The sequence below is a fragment of the Streptococcus chenjunshii genome, from assembly GCF_003086355.1.
GTDB classification, from domain to species: Bacteria; Bacillota; Bacilli; order Lactobacillales; family Streptococcaceae; genus Streptococcus; species Streptococcus chenjunshii.
Genome location: NZ_CP031733.1, coordinates 1892717 through 1913040, shown reverse-complemented (window position 1 = coordinate 1913040; position 20324 = coordinate 1892717). Strand labels below are relative to the sequence as shown.

The 20324-nt window shown below is 43.7% G+C and carries 14 protein-coding genes, 7 tRNA genes and 3 rRNA genes; 22 read left to right on the top strand and 2 right to left on the bottom strand.

Features of this window, described 5'->3' with window-relative positions; translation table 11 throughout:
* The first annotated feature begins 50 nt into the window (after positions 1–50).
* The 9 genes from fmt to DDV21_RS09105 all read left to right on the top strand — a co-directional run bounded on the left by fmt (position 51) and on the right by DDV21_RS09105 (position 9729).
* Complete coding sequence (gene fmt / locus DDV21_RS09145; RefSeq protein ID WP_116878873.1) at positions 51–983, top strand: methionyl-tRNA formyltransferase; 933 nt, start codon at positions 51–53, stop codon at positions 981–983.
* Positions 976–2301, top strand: a complete 1326-nt coding sequence (gene rsmB, locus DDV21_RS09140) for a 16S rRNA (cytosine(967)-C(5))-methyltransferase RsmB (protein ID WP_116878872.1) — start codon at positions 976–978, stop codon at positions 2299–2301. The genes fmt and rsmB overlap by 8 nt, the downstream gene beginning before the upstream one ends.
* Positions 2302–2337: 36 nt before the next feature.
* Positions 2338–3075: a Stp1/IreP family PP2C-type Ser/Thr phosphatase gene (locus DDV21_RS09135; protein WP_116878871.1), complete on the top strand. Its 738-nt coding sequence runs from the start codon at positions 2338–2340 to the stop codon at positions 3073–3075.
* A complete protein-coding gene (gene pknB, locus DDV21_RS09130; protein ID WP_116878870.1) occupies positions 3075–4973 on the top strand; it encodes a Stk1 family PASTA domain-containing Ser/Thr kinase in 1899 nt (632 codons plus the stop codon). The genes DDV21_RS09135 and pknB overlap by 1 nt, the downstream gene beginning before the upstream one ends.
* A 544-nt stretch (positions 4974–5517) precedes the next feature.
* Positions 5518–6216: a cell wall-active antibiotics response protein LiaF gene (gene liaF, locus DDV21_RS09125; protein ID WP_116878869.1), complete on the top strand. Its 699-nt coding sequence runs from the start codon at positions 5518–5520 to the stop codon at positions 6214–6216.
* A complete protein-coding gene (locus DDV21_RS09120; RefSeq protein ID WP_116878868.1) occupies positions 6213–7202 on the top strand; it encodes an envelope stress sensor histidine kinase LiaS in 990 nt (329 codons plus the stop codon). The genes liaF and DDV21_RS09120 overlap by 4 nt, the downstream gene beginning before the upstream one ends.
* 82 nt (positions 7203–7284) lie before the next feature.
* Positions 7285–7926 (top strand): response regulator transcription factor, encoded by a 642-nt coding sequence (locus tag DDV21_RS09115; protein ID WP_116878867.1) that lies wholly within the window; start codon positions 7285–7287, stop codon positions 7924–7926.
* Positions 7927–7966: 40 nt separating this feature from the next.
* Complete coding sequence (locus DDV21_RS09110) at positions 7967–9367, top strand: Cof-type HAD-IIB family hydrolase (protein ID WP_116878866.1); 1401 nt, start codon at positions 7967–7969, stop codon at positions 9365–9367.
* Positions 9367–9729, top strand: a complete 363-nt coding sequence (locus DDV21_RS09105) for a S1 RNA-binding domain-containing protein (RefSeq protein ID WP_116878865.1) — start codon at positions 9367–9369, stop codon at positions 9727–9729. The genes DDV21_RS09110 and DDV21_RS09105 overlap by 1 nt, the downstream gene beginning before the upstream one ends.
* Positions 9730–9789: 60 nt before the next feature.
* Here DDV21_RS09105 and cysK read toward each other — a convergent pair whose 3' ends face one another.
* Positions 9790–10719, bottom strand: coding sequence for a cysteine synthase A (cysK, locus tag DDV21_RS09100; protein WP_116878864.1), 930 nt, complete (start codon positions 10717–10719; stop codon positions 9790–9792).
* Positions 10720–10846: 127 nt separating this feature from the next.
* The gene (locus DDV21_RS09095; RefSeq protein WP_116878863.1) at positions 10847–11473 is read right to left on the bottom strand and encodes a YigZ family protein; all 627 of its coding nucleotides are present in this window, start codon (positions 11471–11473) and stop codon (positions 10847–10849) included.
* Positions 11474–11530: 57 nt separating this feature from the next.
* Between DDV21_RS09095 and DDV21_RS09090 the strand changes: the two genes are divergently transcribed.
* From DDV21_RS09090 to DDV21_RS09030, 13 genes are all read left to right on the top strand, one after another.
* Entirely contained in the window at positions 11531–12829 is a 1299-nt protein-coding gene (locus DDV21_RS09090; protein ID WP_116878862.1) for an ATP-dependent helicase ComFA, read from the top strand.
* On the top strand, positions 12829–13491 hold the full coding sequence (locus tag DDV21_RS09085; RefSeq protein ID WP_116878861.1) for a ComF family protein: 663 nt from the start codon (positions 12829–12831) through the stop codon (positions 13489–13491). The genes DDV21_RS09090 and DDV21_RS09085 overlap by 1 nt, the downstream gene beginning before the upstream one ends.
* Before the next feature lie 73 nt (positions 13492–13564).
* A complete protein-coding gene (hpf, locus tag DDV21_RS09080; RefSeq protein WP_116878860.1) occupies positions 13565–14113 on the top strand; it encodes a ribosome hibernation-promoting factor, HPF/YfiA family in 549 nt (182 codons plus the stop codon).
* A 431-nt stretch (positions 14114–14544) separates the two neighbouring features.
* Positions 14545–16100: ribosomal RNA gene (locus tag DDV21_RS09075) — 16S ribosomal RNA — on the top strand.
* A gap of 72 nt (positions 16101–16172) precedes the next feature.
* Positions 16173–16245: transfer RNA gene (locus tag DDV21_RS09070), tRNA-Ala, on the top strand.
* 205 nt (positions 16246–16450) lie between these two features.
* Positions 16451–19350, top strand: a 23S ribosomal RNA gene (locus tag DDV21_RS09065).
* A gap of 58 nt (positions 19351–19408) precedes the next feature.
* A 5S ribosomal RNA gene (gene rrf / locus DDV21_RS09060) occupies positions 19409–19524 on the top strand.
* Together the 16S, 23S and 5S rRNA genes with 7 tRNA genes alongside form the textbook arrangement of a ribosomal RNA operon.
* Before the next feature lie 4 nt (positions 19525–19528).
* Positions 19529–19601, top strand: a tRNA-Val gene (locus DDV21_RS09055).
* Positions 19602–19680: 79 nt separating this feature from the next.
* Positions 19681–19753 (top strand) — tRNA-Asp (locus tag DDV21_RS09050).
* A gap of 13 nt (positions 19754–19766) precedes the next feature.
* Positions 19767–19839, top strand: a tRNA-Lys gene (locus tag DDV21_RS09045).
* A gap of 14 nt (positions 19840–19853) precedes the next feature.
* Positions 19854–19937, top strand: a tRNA-Leu gene (locus DDV21_RS09040).
* A 10-nt stretch (positions 19938–19947) separates the two neighbouring features.
* Positions 19948–20020, top strand: a tRNA-Thr gene (locus DDV21_RS09035).
* Positions 20021–20022: 2 nt separating this feature from the next.
* Positions 20023–20094 (top strand) — tRNA-Gly (locus DDV21_RS09030).
* Positions 20095–20324: the final 230 nt, after the last annotated feature.

Sequence of the window (20324 nt, the reverse complement as noted above, 5' to 3'; positions counted from 1 at the left end):
AGCCCACTATGATATAATGAAAGAAAGATTAAGGTGAGGTGTTTATTGAGATGGTAAAGATTATTTTCATGGGAACTCCTGATTTTTCAGCTACTATTTTGCAAGGGCTGTTAGATTCTGGAACGTATGATGTGTTGGCTGTTGTTACCCAACCTGACCGTGCAGTAGGGCGTCAGAAAACAGTTCAGTCATCAGCAGTTAAGCAGCTAGCTTTAACACACCGCCTCCCAATCTTTCAGCCAGAAAAGCTGACGGGTTCGAAAGAACTGTCTGAACTGATGGAGCTGGGTGCTGATGGTATTGTAACAGCTGCTTTTGGGCAGTTTCTTCCAAGTCAGCTGCTTGCTGCAGTTGATTTTGCTGTCAATGTGCATGCTTCCTTGCTTCCTAAGTACCGCGGCGGGGCGCCGATTCATTATGCCTTGATTAATGGGGAGAAAGAAACCGGTGTGACGATTATGGAAATGGTAAAGGAAATGGATGCAGGGGATATGATTGCCAGTGCTTCACTTCCTATTTCTGATGAAGATAATGTTGGCACACTCTTTGAAAAACTAGCTTTCTTGGGGCGTGACTTGCTTTTAGAAACCTTACCGGCTTATCTCAGCGGCAGCATTAAACCCCAGCCTCAGGACAGCAGTAAAGCCACTTTTTCCCCTAACATCAGTCCGGAAGCAGAGCGCATTGACTGGCAGCGGCCGGCTAGAGATGTGTTTAATCAGGTTCGCGGGATGTATCCTTGGCCTGTTGCCCATACTTTTTTTGCCGGAAAGCGCATCAAACTGCATGAGGTGTCTTTAGCAGCCGGCCAAGGGCAGCCGGGACAGATTATTGAAAAAAACCGGAAAAATCTGGTCATCGCAGCCGGTCAAGGAGCTGTTTCACTTAAGACAGTTCAGCCGGCCGGAAAACCCAAAATGGCTATTGTTGATTTTTTAAATGGGATCGGGCGAACAGCTGAGGTAGGTGACTTTTTTGAATGAGAATCACTGGCAGGAATCTGTCCGCGGCACAGCACTTTTGATTTTAGAGAAAATTTTTAAAGAACAGGCTTACACTAATATCACGTTGAATCACTATCTAGAAAGGTCTTCTTTAACAAAACGGGATAAAAATTTGGTCACTGAGATAGTCTACGGTACAGTAGCGCGTAAGATTACCTTAGAGTGGTACTTATCTCATGTTATTCAAGACCGTACAGAACTGGATGAATGGCTTTATTACCTTTTGATGCTCAGCCTGTATCAGCTGCTCTATCTGGATCATGTTCCCAGTCACGCTGTTGTTAATGAAGCTGTGATAATTGCTAAAAAGCGAAATCGGCAAAGAGGAGCTGAAAAATTAGTTAATGCTGTGCTGCGCAGGTTAGCAGGAGGCAGTCTCCCCGAAATCAGCAGTATTAAGCGGAAAAATAAATATTATTCAGTGAATTATTCGCTGCCTGTTTGGCTGGTTAGAAAATTAATTGAACAATATGGCGAAAAACGCGCCTTGGCTATAATGGAAAGCCTTTTTGTCCGCAGCAAGGCCAGTATTCGTGTGGTAAATCAGCAGAAAAAGTCGGAAATTATGGCTGCAACAGGTGCACTGGAGTCACAAATCTCTCCTGTGGGGCTGGTTAAGCCGGTGGGGCATTTTGCAGAGACAGAATATTTTTCTAGCGGCGATATTACTATTCAGGATGAGTCCAGCCAACTCGTTGCGCCTATGCTGAATATTCAGGGTGACGAGGACATTTTAGATGCCTGCAGTGCTCCTGGCGGGAAAGCTGTCCACATGGCCTCTTATCTGACAAGCGGCCATATCAGGGCACTGGATTTATATGATCATAAACTAAAACTTATTGATGAAAATGCTAGACGCCTGCATGTAGCTGATAAAATAACCACACAAAAAATGGACGCCAGAAAAGTTCATGATTATTTTGCAGCAGATAGCTTTGATAAAATCTTAGTTGATGCTCCCTGTTCGGGAATGGGTTTGATCCGGCGCAAGCCTGATATCAAATATAATAAGGCCCTACAGAATGTTGCAGCCTTGCAAAAAATTCAACTGCAAATAATGGAAAGCGTTTGTCAAACGATACGAAAAGGTGGTATAATAACCTATAGCACTTGTACGATTTTTGCAGAAGAAAATTTCCAGGTGATAAGAAAGTTTTTGGAAGAACATTCTGATTTTGAACAAGTACAATTAAGTCATAAGCAAAAAAATATTGTCAAAGATGGCTGTATTCTGATTACACCAGAACAATATCATACAGACGGCTTTTTTATCGGCCAAGTCAAACGTATCTTGTAATATCTAGGAGGAGACTGACAGCGTCAGAAAAAAACTATGGAAATTTCACTTTTAACAGATATTGGGCAGAGACGCTCAAACAATCAAGATTTCATCAATAAGTTTGATAATAAAGAGGGGATTTCTCTTATTGTCCTGGCTGATGGAATGGGGGGACACCGTGCTGGCAATATTGCCAGCGAAATGACTGTTACAGATCTCGGCCGCGAGTGGGTCGGCACTGAATTAACAGACCCTCAGCAAATACGTGAATGGCTGCTGACTGCACTTGAAAACGAAAATCAGAAAATTTTTAGCCTTGGTCAGACAGAAGATTATAAGGGGATGGGAACAACAGTAGAGGCTTTAGCTTTGACAGGCCGCCATGTCATCTATGCCCATGTCGGAGACTCACGGATTGGACATGTGCGTCAGGGGAATTACCGCCTGCTGACAAGCGATCATTCATTGGTCAATGAGCTGGTCAAAGCAGGTCAGCTGACTGAGGAAGAAGCAGCTTCTCATCCGCAAAAAAATATTATTACTCAGTCTATCGGTCAAGCGAATCCTGTTGAACCAGAAATAGGAGAGCTGACGCTGGAGGAAGATGACTATTTAGTTATCAACAGCGATGGTTTGACAAATATGGTTACGAATGAGGAGATTGTTGCCACCCTAAATAAAGAGATTTCTCTCGATGATCAAAACAAAGAGCTGGTTGAGCTTGCCAATAATAGAGGAGGTTTGGATAATATTACCATTGCTTTAGTTCACGTCGAAAGTGAGGGAGAATAATGATTCAGATTGGCAAATTATTCGCTGGTCGTTATCGTATTTTGAAATCCATTGGACGGGGCGGAATGGCAGATGTTTATTTGGCTAATGACCTCATTTTAGATAATGAAGAAGTTGCTATCAAAGTATTGAGGACGAACTATCAGACAGATCAGGTCGCTATAACGCGTTTTCAAAGAGAAGCACGAGCCATGGCCGAATTGAACCACCCTAATATTGTTGCTATTCGTGATATTGGAGAAGAAGACGGCCAGCAATTTTTAGTAATGGAATATGTTGATGGATCGGATCTAAAAAAATATATTCAAGAGCACGCTCCTTTATCAAATAATGAAGTTGTCAGAATCATGGAAGAAGTACTGTCTGCTATGACACTGGCGCATCAGCAGGGTATTGTTCACCGGGATCTCAAGCCGCAGAATATTTTACTGACAAAAGACGGTACTGTAAAGGTTACTGACTTTGGTATAGCGGTTGCTTTTGCGGAAACAAGCTTGACACAGACAAACTCAATGCTCGGAAGTGTCCATTACCTATCTCCCGAGCAGGCTCGCGGTTCTAAAGCAACTGTTCAAAGTGATATCTATGCTATGGGAATTATGCTGTTTGAAATGCTGACCGGCTATATTCCTTATGATGGTGACAGTGCGGTCACTATCGCGCTGCAGCATTTTCAAAAACCGCTGCCGTCCATCATTGAACTCAATAAAAATGTTCCTCAGGCTCTCGAAAATGTAGTGATAAAGGCAACAGCTAAAAAACTAAGCGACCGCTATTCATCCACATTTGAGATGAGCCGGGACTTGATGACAGCGCTCAGCTATAATCGCAGCCGTGAGCCGAAATTAGTTTTCAGTGATCATGAAAATACGAAAACGTTGCCTAAAGTTATCCCGGCTCCTGCCGCTTCTGCAGCAGAAGAAAATGCTGAGGAAAACAAAACAGTTCAGCAAGCGAGTACAGCTGCTGATGCTAAAGCTAAAAAGAAGAAGGCTAAAAAACAAAAGCGTCTCTTTAGTACAATTGCAAAAATTGCTTTTGCTGTTTTTATTGTTGCTCTTGCCTGGCTGGCTTTTGTTATTTTGCGCAATCCCTCAACAGTGACTGTCCCTGATGTTACAGGAACAACATTGTCAGCTGCTGAGAAAAGAATTGAGGATTCCGGCCTTAGAGTAGGAGATGTCCGTAAAGTAGACAGTGCTGAAGTAGACAAGGGAAGGGTTGTACGGACCGATCCTGCTGCCGGCTCTTCAAAAAAAGAGGGGACACGTGTGGATATTTATGTGTCAACCGGCAATTCAGCCTTCACTATGGAAGATTATGTTGGACAGAATTATGAAAAGGTTGTGTCAGACTTGAAAGATACTTATGGGGTATCGGCTTCACAGATTGAAATTAAAGAAGTTGCTGCAAGCGATTATGACTATTATGATGATGATATTATTGTCAGCCAAACACCGGCTGCCGGAGAAACATTTAATCCTGCCGGCGATGATAAGATTGTCTTTGAAGTGACCAGCAGCAATACCGTAACGATGCCTGATTTGACGGATTACACTTACGGTGATGCGCTGGAATTGCTGACCAGTCTCGGTATCTCATCATCTCGCATCAAGACTTATATTAATGGGGATACAGAAGTTACCTCTCCATCAACCAGCGCTGTCATTTCCAGCCAAAGTCCGGAAGCGGGCTATGAAGTTGTGCTCTCAGGAAACGGTGAAATCATTCTCTACCTCTACTCAAGTCAAGGCGGCGGCAATTATTCAGACAGGTCGTCCTCGCCTTTGGATGACAGTTCCTCTTCCAGTGACAGTTCCTCTGACGAAGAACCCGATCAGAGTTCAGATACATCTTCGGAAGATTCTGACAGCTCGTCATCTGGTTCAGAAGGCTAGCAGCTGCTACAAAATTTCGCTTATCAATTAAGCGAAATTTTTTTATTTAATAAGAAAGAGTGAAAATTTAGCGTTAATTTGGTAAAATGACAGAAGTAGAACTGAACATGGCCTAAGAACTGTGCAAAAAAGGAATAGGTATCCGGTGCCGAGTTAATATTGGCCGGCCGTAGACGTCTGAGCGGGACAGAGCGTTTTTTGAAGAAGTGTTCGTCGTTCCGCCCCCGCAAAGCTTCTTAGTAGGTAGTTTAAAGCTTAAAAAGCGAATAAAATACCATTAGGCTAGCACATATCAAAAAATTTAGCAGGTAATACAATATTTGTATCCCTTTCTAGCCGTCCTGATAGAGGTGCGCCGACGAAATCACAGATTTCTGGCTTACCGTCAGCCGTAGCTGACTGAAGGCTTTGTCGTCTTGACAGCCGACCGCGCCCTTCTAGTCATCCTGGCAGAGGTGCGCCGACGAAATCATAGATTTCTGGCTTACCGTCATTTTTCTTTTGCGTTCTTCACGGCCTTTGTATCTTATTACGAGGAGAGAGAATGAGAAAGTTTCAGTTTTTTCTGCTTGTCGAATGTGTTTTGCTGGCAATGGGTCTGATAACTATTCTGGCGGACGATTGGTCGAGTTTTATTTTAATTTTAGCTATTGTTTTAATGGCCCTGCGTTTTTATAATCAGGACAGCCGTAATAATTTTCTGCTGACTGCCAGCCTTTTATTGCTGTTTTTAATCTTCATGTTGAACCCATATATTATTCTGGCAATTGTTTTTGGAATTGTTTATGTGGTCATCAATCATTTCTCGCAAGTGAAGAAAAAAAACCGTTATGCCTTAATACAGTTTCAAAAAGAAGCCTTGGCTGTTAAACCCAGCCGAAATCAATGGATTGGGGCTGCCGATCATGCCGATTCGGATTCCTATGCTTTTGATGATCTTAATATTATCCGTGTCAGCGGAAGCGATCTGATTGATCTGACAAATGTCATTGTGACAGGAAAGGACAATGTCATTGTAATCCGTAAAGTGTTTGGACCAACTAAAATCCTGGTTCCAATCGATGTTGCAGTCAGGCTAGATGTCAGCTCCATTTACGGCAGTGTACGTTTTTTTGATTTTGCAGAATATGATTTGCGCAATGAGACCATTAAACTGTGGCAGCCTGAAGAACAAAACAGCTTAAAGACGGTTAAGATAATTGTTTCCAGTCTTGCTGGTGATATAGAGGTGGTAAGACAATGAAAAAATACTATTATTTTCTCGTTTTACTGTATTCCAGTGTTATTATCATCTCTATTATATTTGTTTTGCTCCGCAGCCTGAATTTGCGACTAAGTGATGTTTTAACAGATATCTGGATTATTCAACAGTTTATCTTTTCAGTTATTTTTCTGATTTTGTCGGTTACTATTCTTCTTCTGCTGCTGTGGATTATTTTAGATGAAAACAGCAAAAGGGGGATTAATCAAAATCTGCGTTATATCTTAAATAATCAAACTGTTAAAGTGGACGAAAGTACTGAGATCAACGCTAATTTACTGCGTTTATCTGATAAAATGGAGCATTTAACGACAAGTCTGCAAAATACTGAAAACGCCCGTATTTTGAACAGTCAGGAAATCATTAAGCAGGAAAGGAAACGCATTGCCCGTGATTTACATGATACTGTCAGTCAGGAGCTTTTTGCCTCTTCGATGATTTTGTCAGGACTGTCCCAAACGGCTGAAGATTTAAAACCTGATCAGCTACATGTTCAGCTAAAGGCTGTTGAAGAAATGCTGCAGAATGCTCAAAATGATTTGCGGATTTTGTTGTTGCACTTACGTCCTACAGAATTAGAAAACAAAACCCTTTCGGAAGGTCTGGATATGATTCTAAAAGAACTGACCGATAAAAGCAATATTGAAGTGGTTTACCGTAAAAACTTTAAAGAATTGCCTAAAACCATGGAAGAGCATATTTTTAGAATCGTTCAGGAATTTATCAGCAACACCCTAAAACATGCACATGCTAGCCGCTTGGAGCTTTATCTCTTTCAAACTGAAGCTGAACTTCAGCTTAAAATGGTAGATAACGGGATTGGTTTTGATACCGACGAAGTTAGGGATTTGAGCTACGGATTAAAAAACATAGAGGACCGAGTTGATGATTTGGCTGGAACAATCAAGGTGCTTAGTGAAAAAGAACAAGGTGTCTCAATGGATATTCGCCTGCCTCTTATAAAATAAACCTCCATGAAAAGAACTGACAACGGTGTTTGATATCACTGCATATCTTATCGCCCTTTGTATTTTGTGTAAAGGAGTTAATATGGAAACAATCAAGGTCATTTTAATAGATGATCATGAGATGGTACGATTAGGACTAAAAAGTTTTTTAAATTTACAAGCTGATGTAGAAGTTATCGGTGAGGCTTCTAATGGCCGTGATGGTATTGCTATGGCCTTAGATCTTAAACCGGACGTTGTAGTCATGGATTTGGTTATGCCGGAAATGGATGGTGTCACCGCAACTCTTACTTTATTAAAGGAATGGAAGGAAGCCAAAATTCTAGTTTTAACTTCTTATCTGGACAATGAAAAGATTTACCCAGTTATTGAAGCCGGTGCTAAGGGTTATATGCTGAAAACATCCAGCGCTGCCGAGATTTTAAATGCCATTAAAAAGGTTGCGCATAACCAATTAGCTATCGAAACAGAAGTTGATAAAAAAATCAAGGCTCATGATAAAAATCCTGATTTGCATGAAGATTTGACTGCCAGAGAACATGATATTTTAAAATTATTAGCTAAGGGTTATGATAATCAGACCATTGCGGATGAACTTTTCATTTCTCTGAAAACAGTTAAAACACATGTCTCTAATATTTTAGCTAAATTAGAGGTAGATGATCGCACCCAGGCCGTTGTTTACGCTTTCAAGCATCATTTAGTCCCCCAAGATGATGAATAAGTGTTATAATAAAATAAATTTTTACTTATAGAGGTGAGTTATGGATATAAATGTCAAGGATAAAGCGAAAAAAATCAAAATTGTCTTCTTCGATATTGATGATACACTGCGTGTAAAAGATACGGGCTATATGCCAGATTCAATAAAAACAGTTTTTAAAAGTTTAAAGAAACAGGGAATTTTAACAGGTATTTCTTCTGGCAGAGCTATTTATGGAGTAGTCCCTGAAATTCGTGAGCTTCAGCCTGACTATTTTGTAACTATTAACGGTGCCTATGTAAGTGATAAAAACGGCCACGAAATCCTCAATACCCCTATCGCTCCTAAAATTGCTGAGAAATACGTATCATGGGCCAGAAAAGTCGGTATTGATTACGGATTTGCTGGTAAAGACAAACCTGCTGTATCGGCTCGGACTAAACTGGTAGATGATGCTTTAGGGCCTGTTTACGGGATTTGTGATGTAGAAGCAGATTTTCACTTAAAAAATGAAGTGTATCATATGTGGACCTTTGAAGATGTCGGTGACAGTCTTCAGCCCCCACAAGAATTGGCTAAAGATATTCGCTTTGTCCGTTGGCATCCTAACTCATCGGATGTCATACAGAATGGGATATCTAAGGCTTCTGGTGTTGCCCATGTTCTGGAAAAAGAAAATCTGCTGCCGGAAAATCTCCTTTATTTTGGCGACGGGCCGAATGATATGGAGATGTTTGCTTATGCCGGTCTGAAAGTAGCTATGGGCAACAGTGTTCCGGAAATCAAGGAACGGGCCGATTTTGTAACCGGTACGGTAGAAGAAGATGGTATTTTGCATGCATTGGAGGAGTTGGATTTGGTTGAGAAGCAAACACTATTCCCTCAGCTGGCATTAGCAGCTTATGCAGGCCCTGAGGCAGTAATAAAGACAAACTTGGGTAATTTGACGGTTAAATTATTTCCTGATCAGGCCCCAAAGACAGTTGCCAATTTTTTGGGGCTGGCTAAGGAAGGCTATTATGATAACGTGATTTTTCACCGTATTATTCCAGATTTCATGATTCAGGGAGGGGATCCAACAGGCACCGGAAGGGGCGGCCAGTCTATTTACGGGGAACCTTTTGCGGATGAATTTTCAGAAGAACTTTATAACTTACGCGGAGCTTTGTCTATGGCAAACGCCGGTCCTAATACAAACGGAAGTCAGTTTTTTATTGTCCAAAACCATAACTTCCCGTACAGTGTTCAGGAGCTTTCTCAAGGAGGATGGCCGGATGCTGTTGCAGAAGTTTATGCAGCTAAAGGAGGAACTCCTCACCTTGATCGGCGTCATACCGTCTTTGGCCAGCTGGCAGACGATGAATCCTATCGTGTTCTTGATACAATTGCAGCCGTTGCAACAGATGCTTCGGATAAACCGCTGACAGATGTAATTATTGAAACCATTGAGGTTAAAGATTAATGAGAATCGGGGAAAAACTAAAAGGAACAATTACTAATATTAAACCATACGGTGCTTTTGTCAGCCTTGATAACGGTTTAGCTGGGCTTATTCATATATCAGAAATCAAAACAGGTTATATTGATAACATTTATCATATGCTGACTGTCGGCCAAGAAGTACTGGTCCAAGTTGTTGATTATGATGAGTACAGCCATAAAGCGAGCCTCTCTCTTCGGACTTTAGAGGAAGAGCGGCATCATTTTCCGCACCGGCACCGTTTTTCCAACAGCCGTTATAAGATTGGCTTTAAACCTTTAGAAAAAGCACTGCCGATTTGGATTGAAGAAGCCAAGTATTATTTGAGGCAGGACAATCAGTAAAATAAAAAACGCTGTTTTTGAACCAGCTGGTTCAAAAACAGCGTTTTTTTGCAGTTAATCTTAAACGTCAAAGTCATAAAGAGCAGTTGACAGATAGCGCTCCCCATTATCTGGTAAAAGAGCCAATACTTTTTTACCTTTACCTAATTTTTTCGCAGTTTCAATCGCAGCATAAATCGCAGCTCCAGCTGAAATTCCTACCAGAAAACCTTCCTGCCCGCCGATAATTCGGCCAGTTGCAATGGCATCATCAGAGGTTACGCGGATAATCCCATCATAAGCTTCTATATCCAAAGTTTCAGGGATAAAACCAGCTGAAATTCCTTGAATTTTATGAGGACCTGGTTTTCCGCCTGAAAGGACAGCAGATTCATCAGCTTCAACAGCCAAAATTTGTATTTTGGGATTCACTTTTTTGAGAGCATGGGAAACTCCTGATACGGTACCGCCGGTTCCAACACCGGAAATAAAGGCATCAAGCCCCCTATCACCAAATGCTTCAAGAATTTCTTGTCCGGTTGTTTTTTCGTGAATTCTTGGATTAGCTGGATTATTAAACTGCATCGGAATCCAGCCATCTTTTGCTTGGGCTAGTTCTTTAGCTTTTTGGATAGCTCCTTTCATCCCTTCTGTTCCTGGCGTCAGAATCAGTTCAGCACCGTAAGCCTGAATGATTTTTCGACGTTCAATGCTCATGGTCTCAGGCATAACAATAATAACCTTGTAACCTTTGGCACTGCCGACCCAAGCCAATCCGATTCCGGTGTTGCCGCTGGTCGGTTCAATAATAGTATCACCCGGTTTGAGAAGCCCTCGTTCTTCTGCATCTTCAATCATAGCTAAAGCAATCCGATCTTTTACTGAAGACCCGGGATTGAAGGCTTCCAATTTTACATAAACATCAGCAGCATCTTCAGGAACCGTTCTGTTTAATTTGATGATAGGTGTATTTCCAACTAACTCAGTAATAGAATTATAAATTTTTGTCATTAGTTTACCTCAAAATTATTGTAGTGTTAACAGTATAATCGGATTAAGAACATTTGTAAAATATTTATTTCTTATCACTTCGATAGGAAAAACGTATCACCTGACGACATCAGAGCCGCTTATTTTGCTAGAAAGGCAGTTCTACAAGCTTGCTGCCGATCTCTTTGTAAGATAGCCGCTTATGATAAAAGTCAGTTAAATGCTGCAAAAAATCATCGAGTTTTTTGGGCTCAATATAAACATGTGTTTTGACATTATCAAGAAATTCTGTTTCAGCTTCCTGTAGCTTTTCCAGCTGCAAAAAATTGTTCCAAGTCTGATACTGAGAATAAGTCAGTTGGATTTCAAGACCCAGCAGCTCCTTAACTTCCACTAATCCGACAGCCGTCAATGCTTTGGATACTGTACCGGAATAAGCTCGAATCAATCCGCCAGTGCCTAGTTTAACACCGCCAAAATAGCGCGTAACAACAGCAACAAGATTTGTTAATCCTTGCTTTTCTAAAACCGACAGCATTGGAATACCCGCTGTTCCGCTTGGCTCACCGTCATCGCTGGAGCGTTTAGTATCAGAGTTATCACCGATAATCATAGCCGAGCAGGAATGATTCGCCTTGTAATGCTCTTTTTTGATTTGTGCAATATAATCTTTAGCTTCTGTTTCATTACTGACACGTTTAAGGAAACAGATAAAACGAGATTTTTTAATTTCTTCTTCAAAACACCCATTCGTTCTGATTGTTTTATAAGTCATAAGAAAATTTTACAAAATTTTCTGCTATTTATCAAAGTTTTACGAATAATGAGATATATGGATTGTTTAGATGATTACTTCGGCCGTTTATTTACTGAGATACAGCTGCCAGCTGAAATAAGAAAACAAGCTCAAACCTGTCCTGCAGCAATAAAAAAAGGCAATTCTTGGTTTTGTGTCCGCTGCTCGTCCTTGATTTCTCGGGAGAATGCTCTGCCAAACGGAGAGTATTACTGTAGAAATTGTTTGGTATTCGGCAGGATTTCTACCAAAGCTTCCTTATATTTTTTTCGGCAGCAAAAATTTCCTGCTGTTCGTTCGTTAATTTGGACAGGAAAGCTGACCACCTATCAAAAAAGAGTATCAGATGCTTTGGTGTCAAATCTTGAAAAAGGAGACCATTTGCTGGTTCATGCAGTTACGGGAGCTGGGAAAACGGAGATGATTTATAAAATGGTCGCCAGTGTTATTGATCAGGGAAAAGCTGTCTGTATAGCCAGTCCCAGAGTAGATGTTTGCATAGAACTTTATAAACGCCTGACTTCTGCTTTTTCCTGTCCTATTACTCTCCTGCATGGAAACTCCGATCCTTATAAACGTGCCCCTTTGCTTATTGCGACAACGCACCAATTGTTAAAATTTTATCGGGCTTTTGATTTGCTGATTATAGATGAAGTGGATGCTTTCCCATTTACAGATAATAATATGCTTTATCATGGAACAGAAAAAAGTCTGAAAAAAGATGGCATTAAGATTTTTTTAACAGCCACCTCCACTGAGAGGTTAGACAGACAAGTGAAAAAAGGACAGCTAAAAAAGCTGCATCTTGCTCGGCGCTTTCATGGAAAACCGTTAGTTATCCCTAAAACACAGTGGCTGGGAAATCTTTTAACAGAGATGGACAGAGGCCGGCTTCCCAGAAAATTGCTCACGATGATAGAAAAACAAAGAAAAACCGGCTTCCCTCTCCTTTTATTTTTTCCAAATATAGAGAAAGGTGAGAGGCTGGCTGTCATTTTACAGCGCTATTTCACCGCTGACTCGATTGCCTGCGTCTCCAGTCAGTCAGAAAATCGGCTGGAATTAATAGAGCAGTTTCGCAAAGGCAATCTTCAGATATTGGTGTCAACAACTATTTTAGAACGTGGGGTAACATTTCCTAATCTTGATGTTTTTATCTTACTGGCTCATCATCATTTATACACTAAAAGCAGCTTAATTCAGATGGCCGGCCGTGTCGGCCGATCGTCGGACAGACCGACCGGAGAATTAATTTTCTTTCATAATGGCTTAACAAAATCAATAAAAAAAGCTATTTCAGAAATTAAGGAAATGAATCAAAAAGGAGGCTTCTAGTGTTTTGTTTACTATGCCAAAATCCAATAGAGAATAAACTGACTTTTTTGTCAATAGTGCTATTAAAGAATAATAGTCAGATAATCTGCAGCCGCTGCCGCCGGTCTTTTGAAATCATCAGTTCTGAACACTGTCCTTCTTGTTTCAAAAATCATTGTTCGCAGAAGTGCAAAGACTGTCTGTATTGGGAAGAAAAGGGGATTACCGTATGTCACGAAGCTCTTTTTACTTATAACCAAGCTATGAAGGACTATTTTAACCGTTATAAATTTCAAGGAGATTATGTTTTAAGGAAGGTTTTCGCCGCGGCTATAAAAGCACATCTGCGTCCTTACCGAGCTTACAGTATCATACCAGTTCCTTTAAGCAAAGAGAGATATGAAAAGAGGAAGTTTAATCAGGTTAAAGCTCTTTTGGAAGCTGCCGATATTTCCTATATAGATCTTCTGATCCGAGAAGGATCAGAGCAGCAGTCCAGCAAATCAAAACAAGAAAGGCTTCAGGTAAATTTAGGCTTCAAACTCAAAAAATATGACCAATATCCAGATAAAGTTTTACTTGTAGATGATATCTATACAACTGGCGCAACTTTACAAAGTATTAAAGCCCTCTTTTATGAAAATGGAATTAAAAATGTAAAAACCTTTTCTCTAGCCCGATAAAAACTTGCAAATTTTCATGAAAGCGGTATAATTAGATTAAAGAAAGCGCTTAAGCGCGAGAAAGAGGTATCTTATGATTAAATATAGTATTCGTGGTGAAAACATCGAAGTAACAGATGCTATCCGTAGCTATGTGGAATCAAAACTTGGAAAAATTGAAAAATATTTCCATGTTGACCAAGAACTAGACGCGCGTGTGAATCTTAAAGTTTATCGAGGAAAAATGTCAAAAGTAGAAGTTACTATTCCAATTGGTTCAATTACGCTTAGAGCAGAAGATGTATCACAAGATATGTATGGCTCAATTGATTTAGTTGTTGATAAAATAGAGCGTCAAATCCGTAAAAATAAAACAAAAATTGCTAAAAAACATCGTGAAAAAGTACCCGCCGGCCACGTCTTCACAAGTGAATTTGAGGCAGAACCGGCCGAAGAAACCGCTACAGCTAAAGTTGTTCGTACAAAAAATGTCAGCCTTAAACCGATGGATATTGAGGAAGCATTATTGCAAATGGATTTATTAGGCCATGATTTCTTTATATATACTGATGCCGAAGATGGACAGACCAATGTTCTCTACCGCCGCGAAGATGGCGGACTAGGTCTTATTGAGGCAAAGTAAAGATTAAAGGCTGAAGACAGAAAAAACTCCATAATCCCTGCAGTGATTTCACTCACTATAGATATTATAGAGTCGAAAACGGGCTAAGAGATAATTCAGCCCGTTTTTTTCTTTTTCACAAAAAAACCGTTTTTTAAGGGTTGACATCAGGGGCAGAGAGATGCTATACTAATGAAGCTGTCAGAGGGGAAGGGTTTCTGTAGGCCCAATCTTTCTTTAAGAGGCTTTTGATATGTGATGAGCGTGAAAAAAAGTCCAAAAGGTTCTTGACAGCCGAGTCGGGATTTGCTAGAATAAAGGAGTTGGTCTCGCAGGAGGACATGGCCTTTGAAAACTGAATAAAAACCAAGACGTGCGGGTTAAGGAATTAACCTGTCAAAAAAAAGAATCTGTCAGCGGACAGAAAAGACGAGCAAGAACAAGCTCATATTAGTGATGAGAGTTTGATCCTGGCTCAGGACGAACGCTGGCGGCGTGCCTAATACATGCAAGTGGAACGCTTCTTTCTTACCGAGTGCTTGCACTCACAAGGAAGAGGAGTCGCGAACGGGTGAGTAACGCGTAGGTAACCTGTCTTTAAGAGGGGGATAACTATTGGAAACGATAGCTAATACCGCATATTTTTCTCAGACGCCTGTTTGAGGGAAGAAAGGGGCAAGAGCTCCGCTTAGAGGTGGACCTGCGTTGTATTAGCTAGTTGGTAGGGTAAAGGCCTACCAAGGCGACGATACATAGCCGGCCTGAGAGGGTGAACGGCCACACTGGGACTGAGACACGGCCCAGACTCCTACGGGAGGCAGCAGTAGGGAATCTTCGGCAATGGGGGAACCCTGACCGAGCAACGCCGCGTGAGTGAAGAAGGAATTCGTTTCGTAAAGCTCTGTTGTAAGTGAAGAACGTGCTTGAGAGTGGAAAGTTCAGGCAGTGACGGTAACTTACGAGGAAGGGACGGCTAACTACGTGCCAGCAGCCGCGGTAATACGTAGGTCCCGAGCGTTGTCCGGAATTATTGGGCGTAAAGGGAGCGCAGGCGGTTTTGTAAGTCAGAAGTCAAAGGCATTGGCTTAACCAATGTATGCTATTGAAACTGCAGGACTTGAGTGCAGAAGGGGAGAGTGGAATTCCATGTGTAGCGGTGAAATGCGTAGATATATGGAGGAACACCGGCGGCGAAAGCGGCTCTCTGGTCTGTTACTGACGCTGAGGCTCGAAAGCGTGGGGAGCAAACAGGATTAGATACCCTGGTAGTCCACGCCGTAAACGCTGAGTGCTAGGTGTTAGGCCCTATCCGGGGCTTAGTGCCGGAGCCAACGCAATAAGCACTCCGCCTGGGGAGTACGACCGCAAGGTTGAAACTCAAAGGAATTGACGGGGGCCCGCACAAGCGGTGGAGCATGTGGTTTAATTCGAAGCAACGCGAAGAACCTTACCAGGTCTTGACATCCCTCTGCTAGGTCTAGAGATAGACTTTTCCTTCGGGACAGAGGAGACAGGTGGTGCATGGTTGTCGTCAGCTCGTGTCGTGAGATGTTGGGTTAAGTCCCGCAACGAGCGCAACCCTTATGGTTAGTTGCCATCATTCAGTTGGGCCCTCTAGCCAGACTGCCGGTAATAAACCGGAGGAAGGTGGGGATGACGTCAAATCATCATGCCCCTTATGACCTGGGCTACACACGTGCTACAATGGCTGGTACAACGAGTTGCGAGTCGGTGACGGCAAGCTAATCTCTGAAAGCCAGTCTCAGTTCGGATTGGAGGCTGCAACTCGCCTCCATGAAGTCGGAATCGCTAGTAATCGCGGATCAGCACGCCGCGGTGAATACGTTCCCGGGCCTTGTACACACCGCCCGTCACACCACGAGAGTTTGTAACACCCGAAGTCGGTGAGGTAACCTAATGGAGCCAGCCGCCGAAGGTGGGATAGATGATTGGGGTGAAGTCGTAACAAGGTAGCCGTATCGGAAGGTGCGGCTGGATCACCTCCTTTCTAAGGAAAAGAAGTCGCAAGACTTTAGAACGGATACGTCAGAGGTTTTTATTCAGTTTTGAGAGGTCATGTGGGGCCTTAGCTCAGCTGGGAGAGCGCCTGCTTTGCACGCAGGAGGTCAGCGGTTCGATCCCGCTAGGCTCCATTATCTAGGGGAACCTAGATAAAGAGATAGGACGTATGCCGCCTCATGCGCAAGTCGCAGGGGGGATGGTTCTATGCTTTAGTCCATTGAAAATTGAATACCTCAACCACATTTATGATGGCAGGTCAGAGAGAGGTCTGTGCCTGCCATGATAGAACATAAAAAGAAACCGAAACGCTGAAAGAAGACCGAAGAGAGAAAATAAGGTTAAGTTAGTAAGGGCGCACGGTGGATGCCTAGGCACTAGGAGCCGAAGAAGGACGTGACAAACAACGAAATGCTTTGGGGAGCTGTAAGTAAGCGAGGATCCAGAGATGTCCGAATGGGGGAACCCACCAGCTAGAGGCTGGTATCCCACACGATAGCGTGTGAGGAAGGAAGACGCGGTGAACTGAAACATCTCAGTAGCTGCAGGAAGAGAAAGCAATAGCGATTGCCTGAGTAGCGGCGAGCGAAAGGGCAGGAGGGCAAACCGGAGTGTTTACACTTCGGGGTTGAAGGACTGCCGTCAGGTTACATAGAGCTATAGAAGAATTATCTGGGAAGATAAGCCAGAGAGAGTAAGAGCCTCGTATTTGAAATAGTTATATATAACCGGCAGTATCCTGAGTACGTCGGGACACGAGGAATCCCGACGGAATCTGGGAGGCCCATCTCCCAACCCTAAATACTCCCTAGTGACCGATAGTGAACCAGTACCGTGAGGGAAAGGTGAAAAGAACCCCGGAAGGGGAGTGAAATAGCCCCTGAAACCGTGTGCTTACAAGAAGTTCGAGCCCGTTAATGGGTGAGAGCGTGCCTTTTGTAGAATGAACCGGCGAGTTATGTTTAGATGCGAGGTTAAGCTGAAGAGGCGGAGCCGCAGGGAAACCGAGTCTGAAGAGGGCGGATGAGTATCTAGATGTAGACCCGAAACCAAGTGACCTACCCATGAGCAGGGTGAAGGTGCGGTAAAGCGCACTGGAGGCCCGCACCAGGGCACGTTGAAAAGTGCTTGGATGACTTGTGGGTAGCGGAGAAATTCCAAACGAACTTGGAGATAGCTGGTTCTCTCCGAAATAGCTTTAGGGCTAGCGTCGGTGTGAAGGAGTCATGGAGGTAGAGCACTGTTTGGGTAAGGGGTCCTTCCCGGATTACCAAACTCAGATAAACTCCGAATGCCATAGACTTCCGCCCGGCAGTCAGACTGCGAGTGCTAAGATCCGTAGTCGAAAGGGAAACAGCCCAGACCACCAGCTAAGGTCCCCAAATAACTATTAAGTGGAAAAGGATGTGGGGGTGCAGAGACAACTAGGATGTTAGCTTAGAAGCAGCTATTCATTCAAAGAGTGCGTAATAGCTCACTAGTCGAGTGCCCCTGCGCCGAAAATGTACCGGGGCTGAAATAGTTTACCGAAGCTGTGGATACCGCAAGGTATGGTAGGAGAGCGTTCTATGTTCGGCGAAGGTGTACCGTGAGGAGCACTGGAGGGCATAGAAGTGAGAATGCCGGTATGAGTAGCGCAAGACAGGTGAGAATCCTGTCCACCGCAAGACTAAGGTTTCCAGGGGAAGGTTCGTCCGCCCTGGGTTAGTCGGGTCCTAAGGAGAGACCGAAAGGTGTATCCGATGGTCAACAGGTTGATATTCCTGTACTGGTATCAGGAGAGAAGGAGGGACGCAGGAGGCTAGCTCAACCGGACGAATGGAAGAGTCCGGCCAAGCAGTGAGGTGAGTGAAGAGTCAAATGCTTATCACTAATGACACTGAGCTGTTAAGGGGAGCGAAGTTAATAGTAGCGAAGTGAGTGATGTCCCACTGCCAAGAAAAGCTTCTATCGTAGAGAGATACCACCCGTACCGCAAACCGACACAGGTAGTCGAGGCGAGTAGCCTCAGGTGAGCGAGCGAACTCTCGTTAAGGAACTCGGCAAAATGACCCCGTAACTTCGGGAGAAGGGGTGCTGACTAAGGTCAGCCGCAGTGAAGAGGCCCAAGCAACTGTTTATCAAAAACACAGCTCTCTGCGAAATCGCAAGATGATGTATAGGGGGTGACGCCTGCCCGGTGCTGGAAGGTTAAGAGGAGCGCTTAGCGGAAGCGAAGGTGTGAATTGAAGCCCCAGTAAACGGCGGCCGTAACTATAACGGTCCTAAGGTAGCGAAATTCCTTGTCGGGTAAGTTCCGACCCGCACGAAAGGCGTAATGATTTGGGCGCTGTCTCAACGAGAGACTCGGTGAAATTTTAGTACCTGTGAAGATGCAGGTTACCCGCGACAGGACGGAAAGACCCCATGGAGCTTTACTGCAGTTTGATATTGAGTATCTGTAAGACATGTACAGGATAGGTAGGAGCCAAAGAAGGAGGGACGCCAGTTTCTCTGGAGGCGTTGTTGGGATACTACCCTTGTGTTACGGCTGCTCTAACCCGGTAGGTTATCCCTTACGGAGACAGTGTCTGACGGGCAGTTTGACTGGGGCGGTCGCCTCCTAAAAGGTAACGGAGGCGCCCAAAGGTTCCCTCAGATTGGATGGAAATCAATCATAGCGTGTAAAGGCAGAAGGGAGCTTGACTGCGAGACATACAGGTCGAGCAGGGACGAAAGTCGGGCTTAGTGATCCGGTGGCACCGTATGGAAGGGCCATCGCTCAACGGATAAAAGCTACCCTGGGGATAACAGGCTTATCTCCCCCAAGAGTTCACATCGACGGGGAGGTTTGGCACCTCGATGTCGGCTCGTCGCATCCTGGGGCTGAAGTCGGTCCCAAGGGTTGGGCTGTTCGCCCATTAAAGCGGCACGCGAGCTGGGTTCAGAACGTCGTGAGACAGTTCGGTCCCTATCCGTCGCGGGCGTAGGAAATTTGCGAGGGGCTGCTCCTAGTACGAGAGGACCGGAGTGGACTTACCGCTGGTGTACCAGTTGTTTTGCCAAGGGCACAGCTGGGTAGCTAAGTAGGGGAAGGATAAACGCTGAAAGCATCTAAGTGTGAAGCCTGCCTCAAGATGAGATTTCCCATAACAGTAGGTTATTAAGAGCCCTGAGAGAAGAACAGGTAGATAGGTTAGGAGTGTAAGTAGTGTGAGCTATTAAGCGGACTAATACTAATTGCTCGAGGACTTAACCAAGGCGTAAGGAGAGGGAGAGGTATTCAATTTTGAGTAGACTAGAGGTTTATTCATCGAGTTAAGTGACGCTAGCCTAGGGGATACACCTGTACCCATGCCGACCACAGCAGTTAAGCCCTAGAACGCCGGAAGTAGTTGGGGGATGCCCCCTGCGAGATAAGGAAGTCGCTTAGCAAGGGGGAGTTTAGCTCAGCTGGGAGAGCATCTGCCTTACAAGCAGAGGGTCAGCGGTTCGATCCCGTTAACTCCCATAAAAAGTAACTAAGGGCGTTAAGAAAGGCGCATGCTTTTAGCCTGAGTACTATTTATTTGATTGTACAAGAGTTACCTGGTCCCGTGGTGTAGCGGTTATCACGTCGCCCTGTCACGGCGAAGATCGCGGGTTCAATTCCCGTCGGGACCGTTAGGCAGTAGAGGACTCGTTAGCTCAGTTGGTAGAGCATCTGACTTTTAATCAGAGGGTCACTGGTTCGAGCCCAGTACGGGTCATGAGGGGAGAAGAGGCGGGTGTGGCGGAATTGGCAGACGCACCAGATTTAGGATCTGGCGCTTAAGGAAGCGTGGGGGTTCAAGTCCCTTCACCCGCATAGAGGAAAGGCCGGCTTAGCTCAGTTGGTAGAGCATCTGATTTGTAATCAGAGGGTCGCGTGTTCAAGTCATGTAGCCGGCATAGCGAACGTAGTTCAGTGGTAGAACATCACCTTGCCAAGGTGGGGGTCGCGGGTTCGAATCCCGTCGTTCGCTTTTAGCGCCGGGGTGGCGTTTTACAGTATCAAGTATCAGTTTTTTATACATAAACTAGGAAGAACAATTTTTGTTCTTTTTTTGTTTATGTCTAAAAAATCATAACCGCTTGTCAGCGATTATGATTTTTTAGAGATATAGTGAGAAAAGATGCAGTAAATTAGGAACAGTTATTGCTCCATTGACCGTGTTCAGAGCAATTAAAAAACTGCCACAACAGTTTTTCTGAT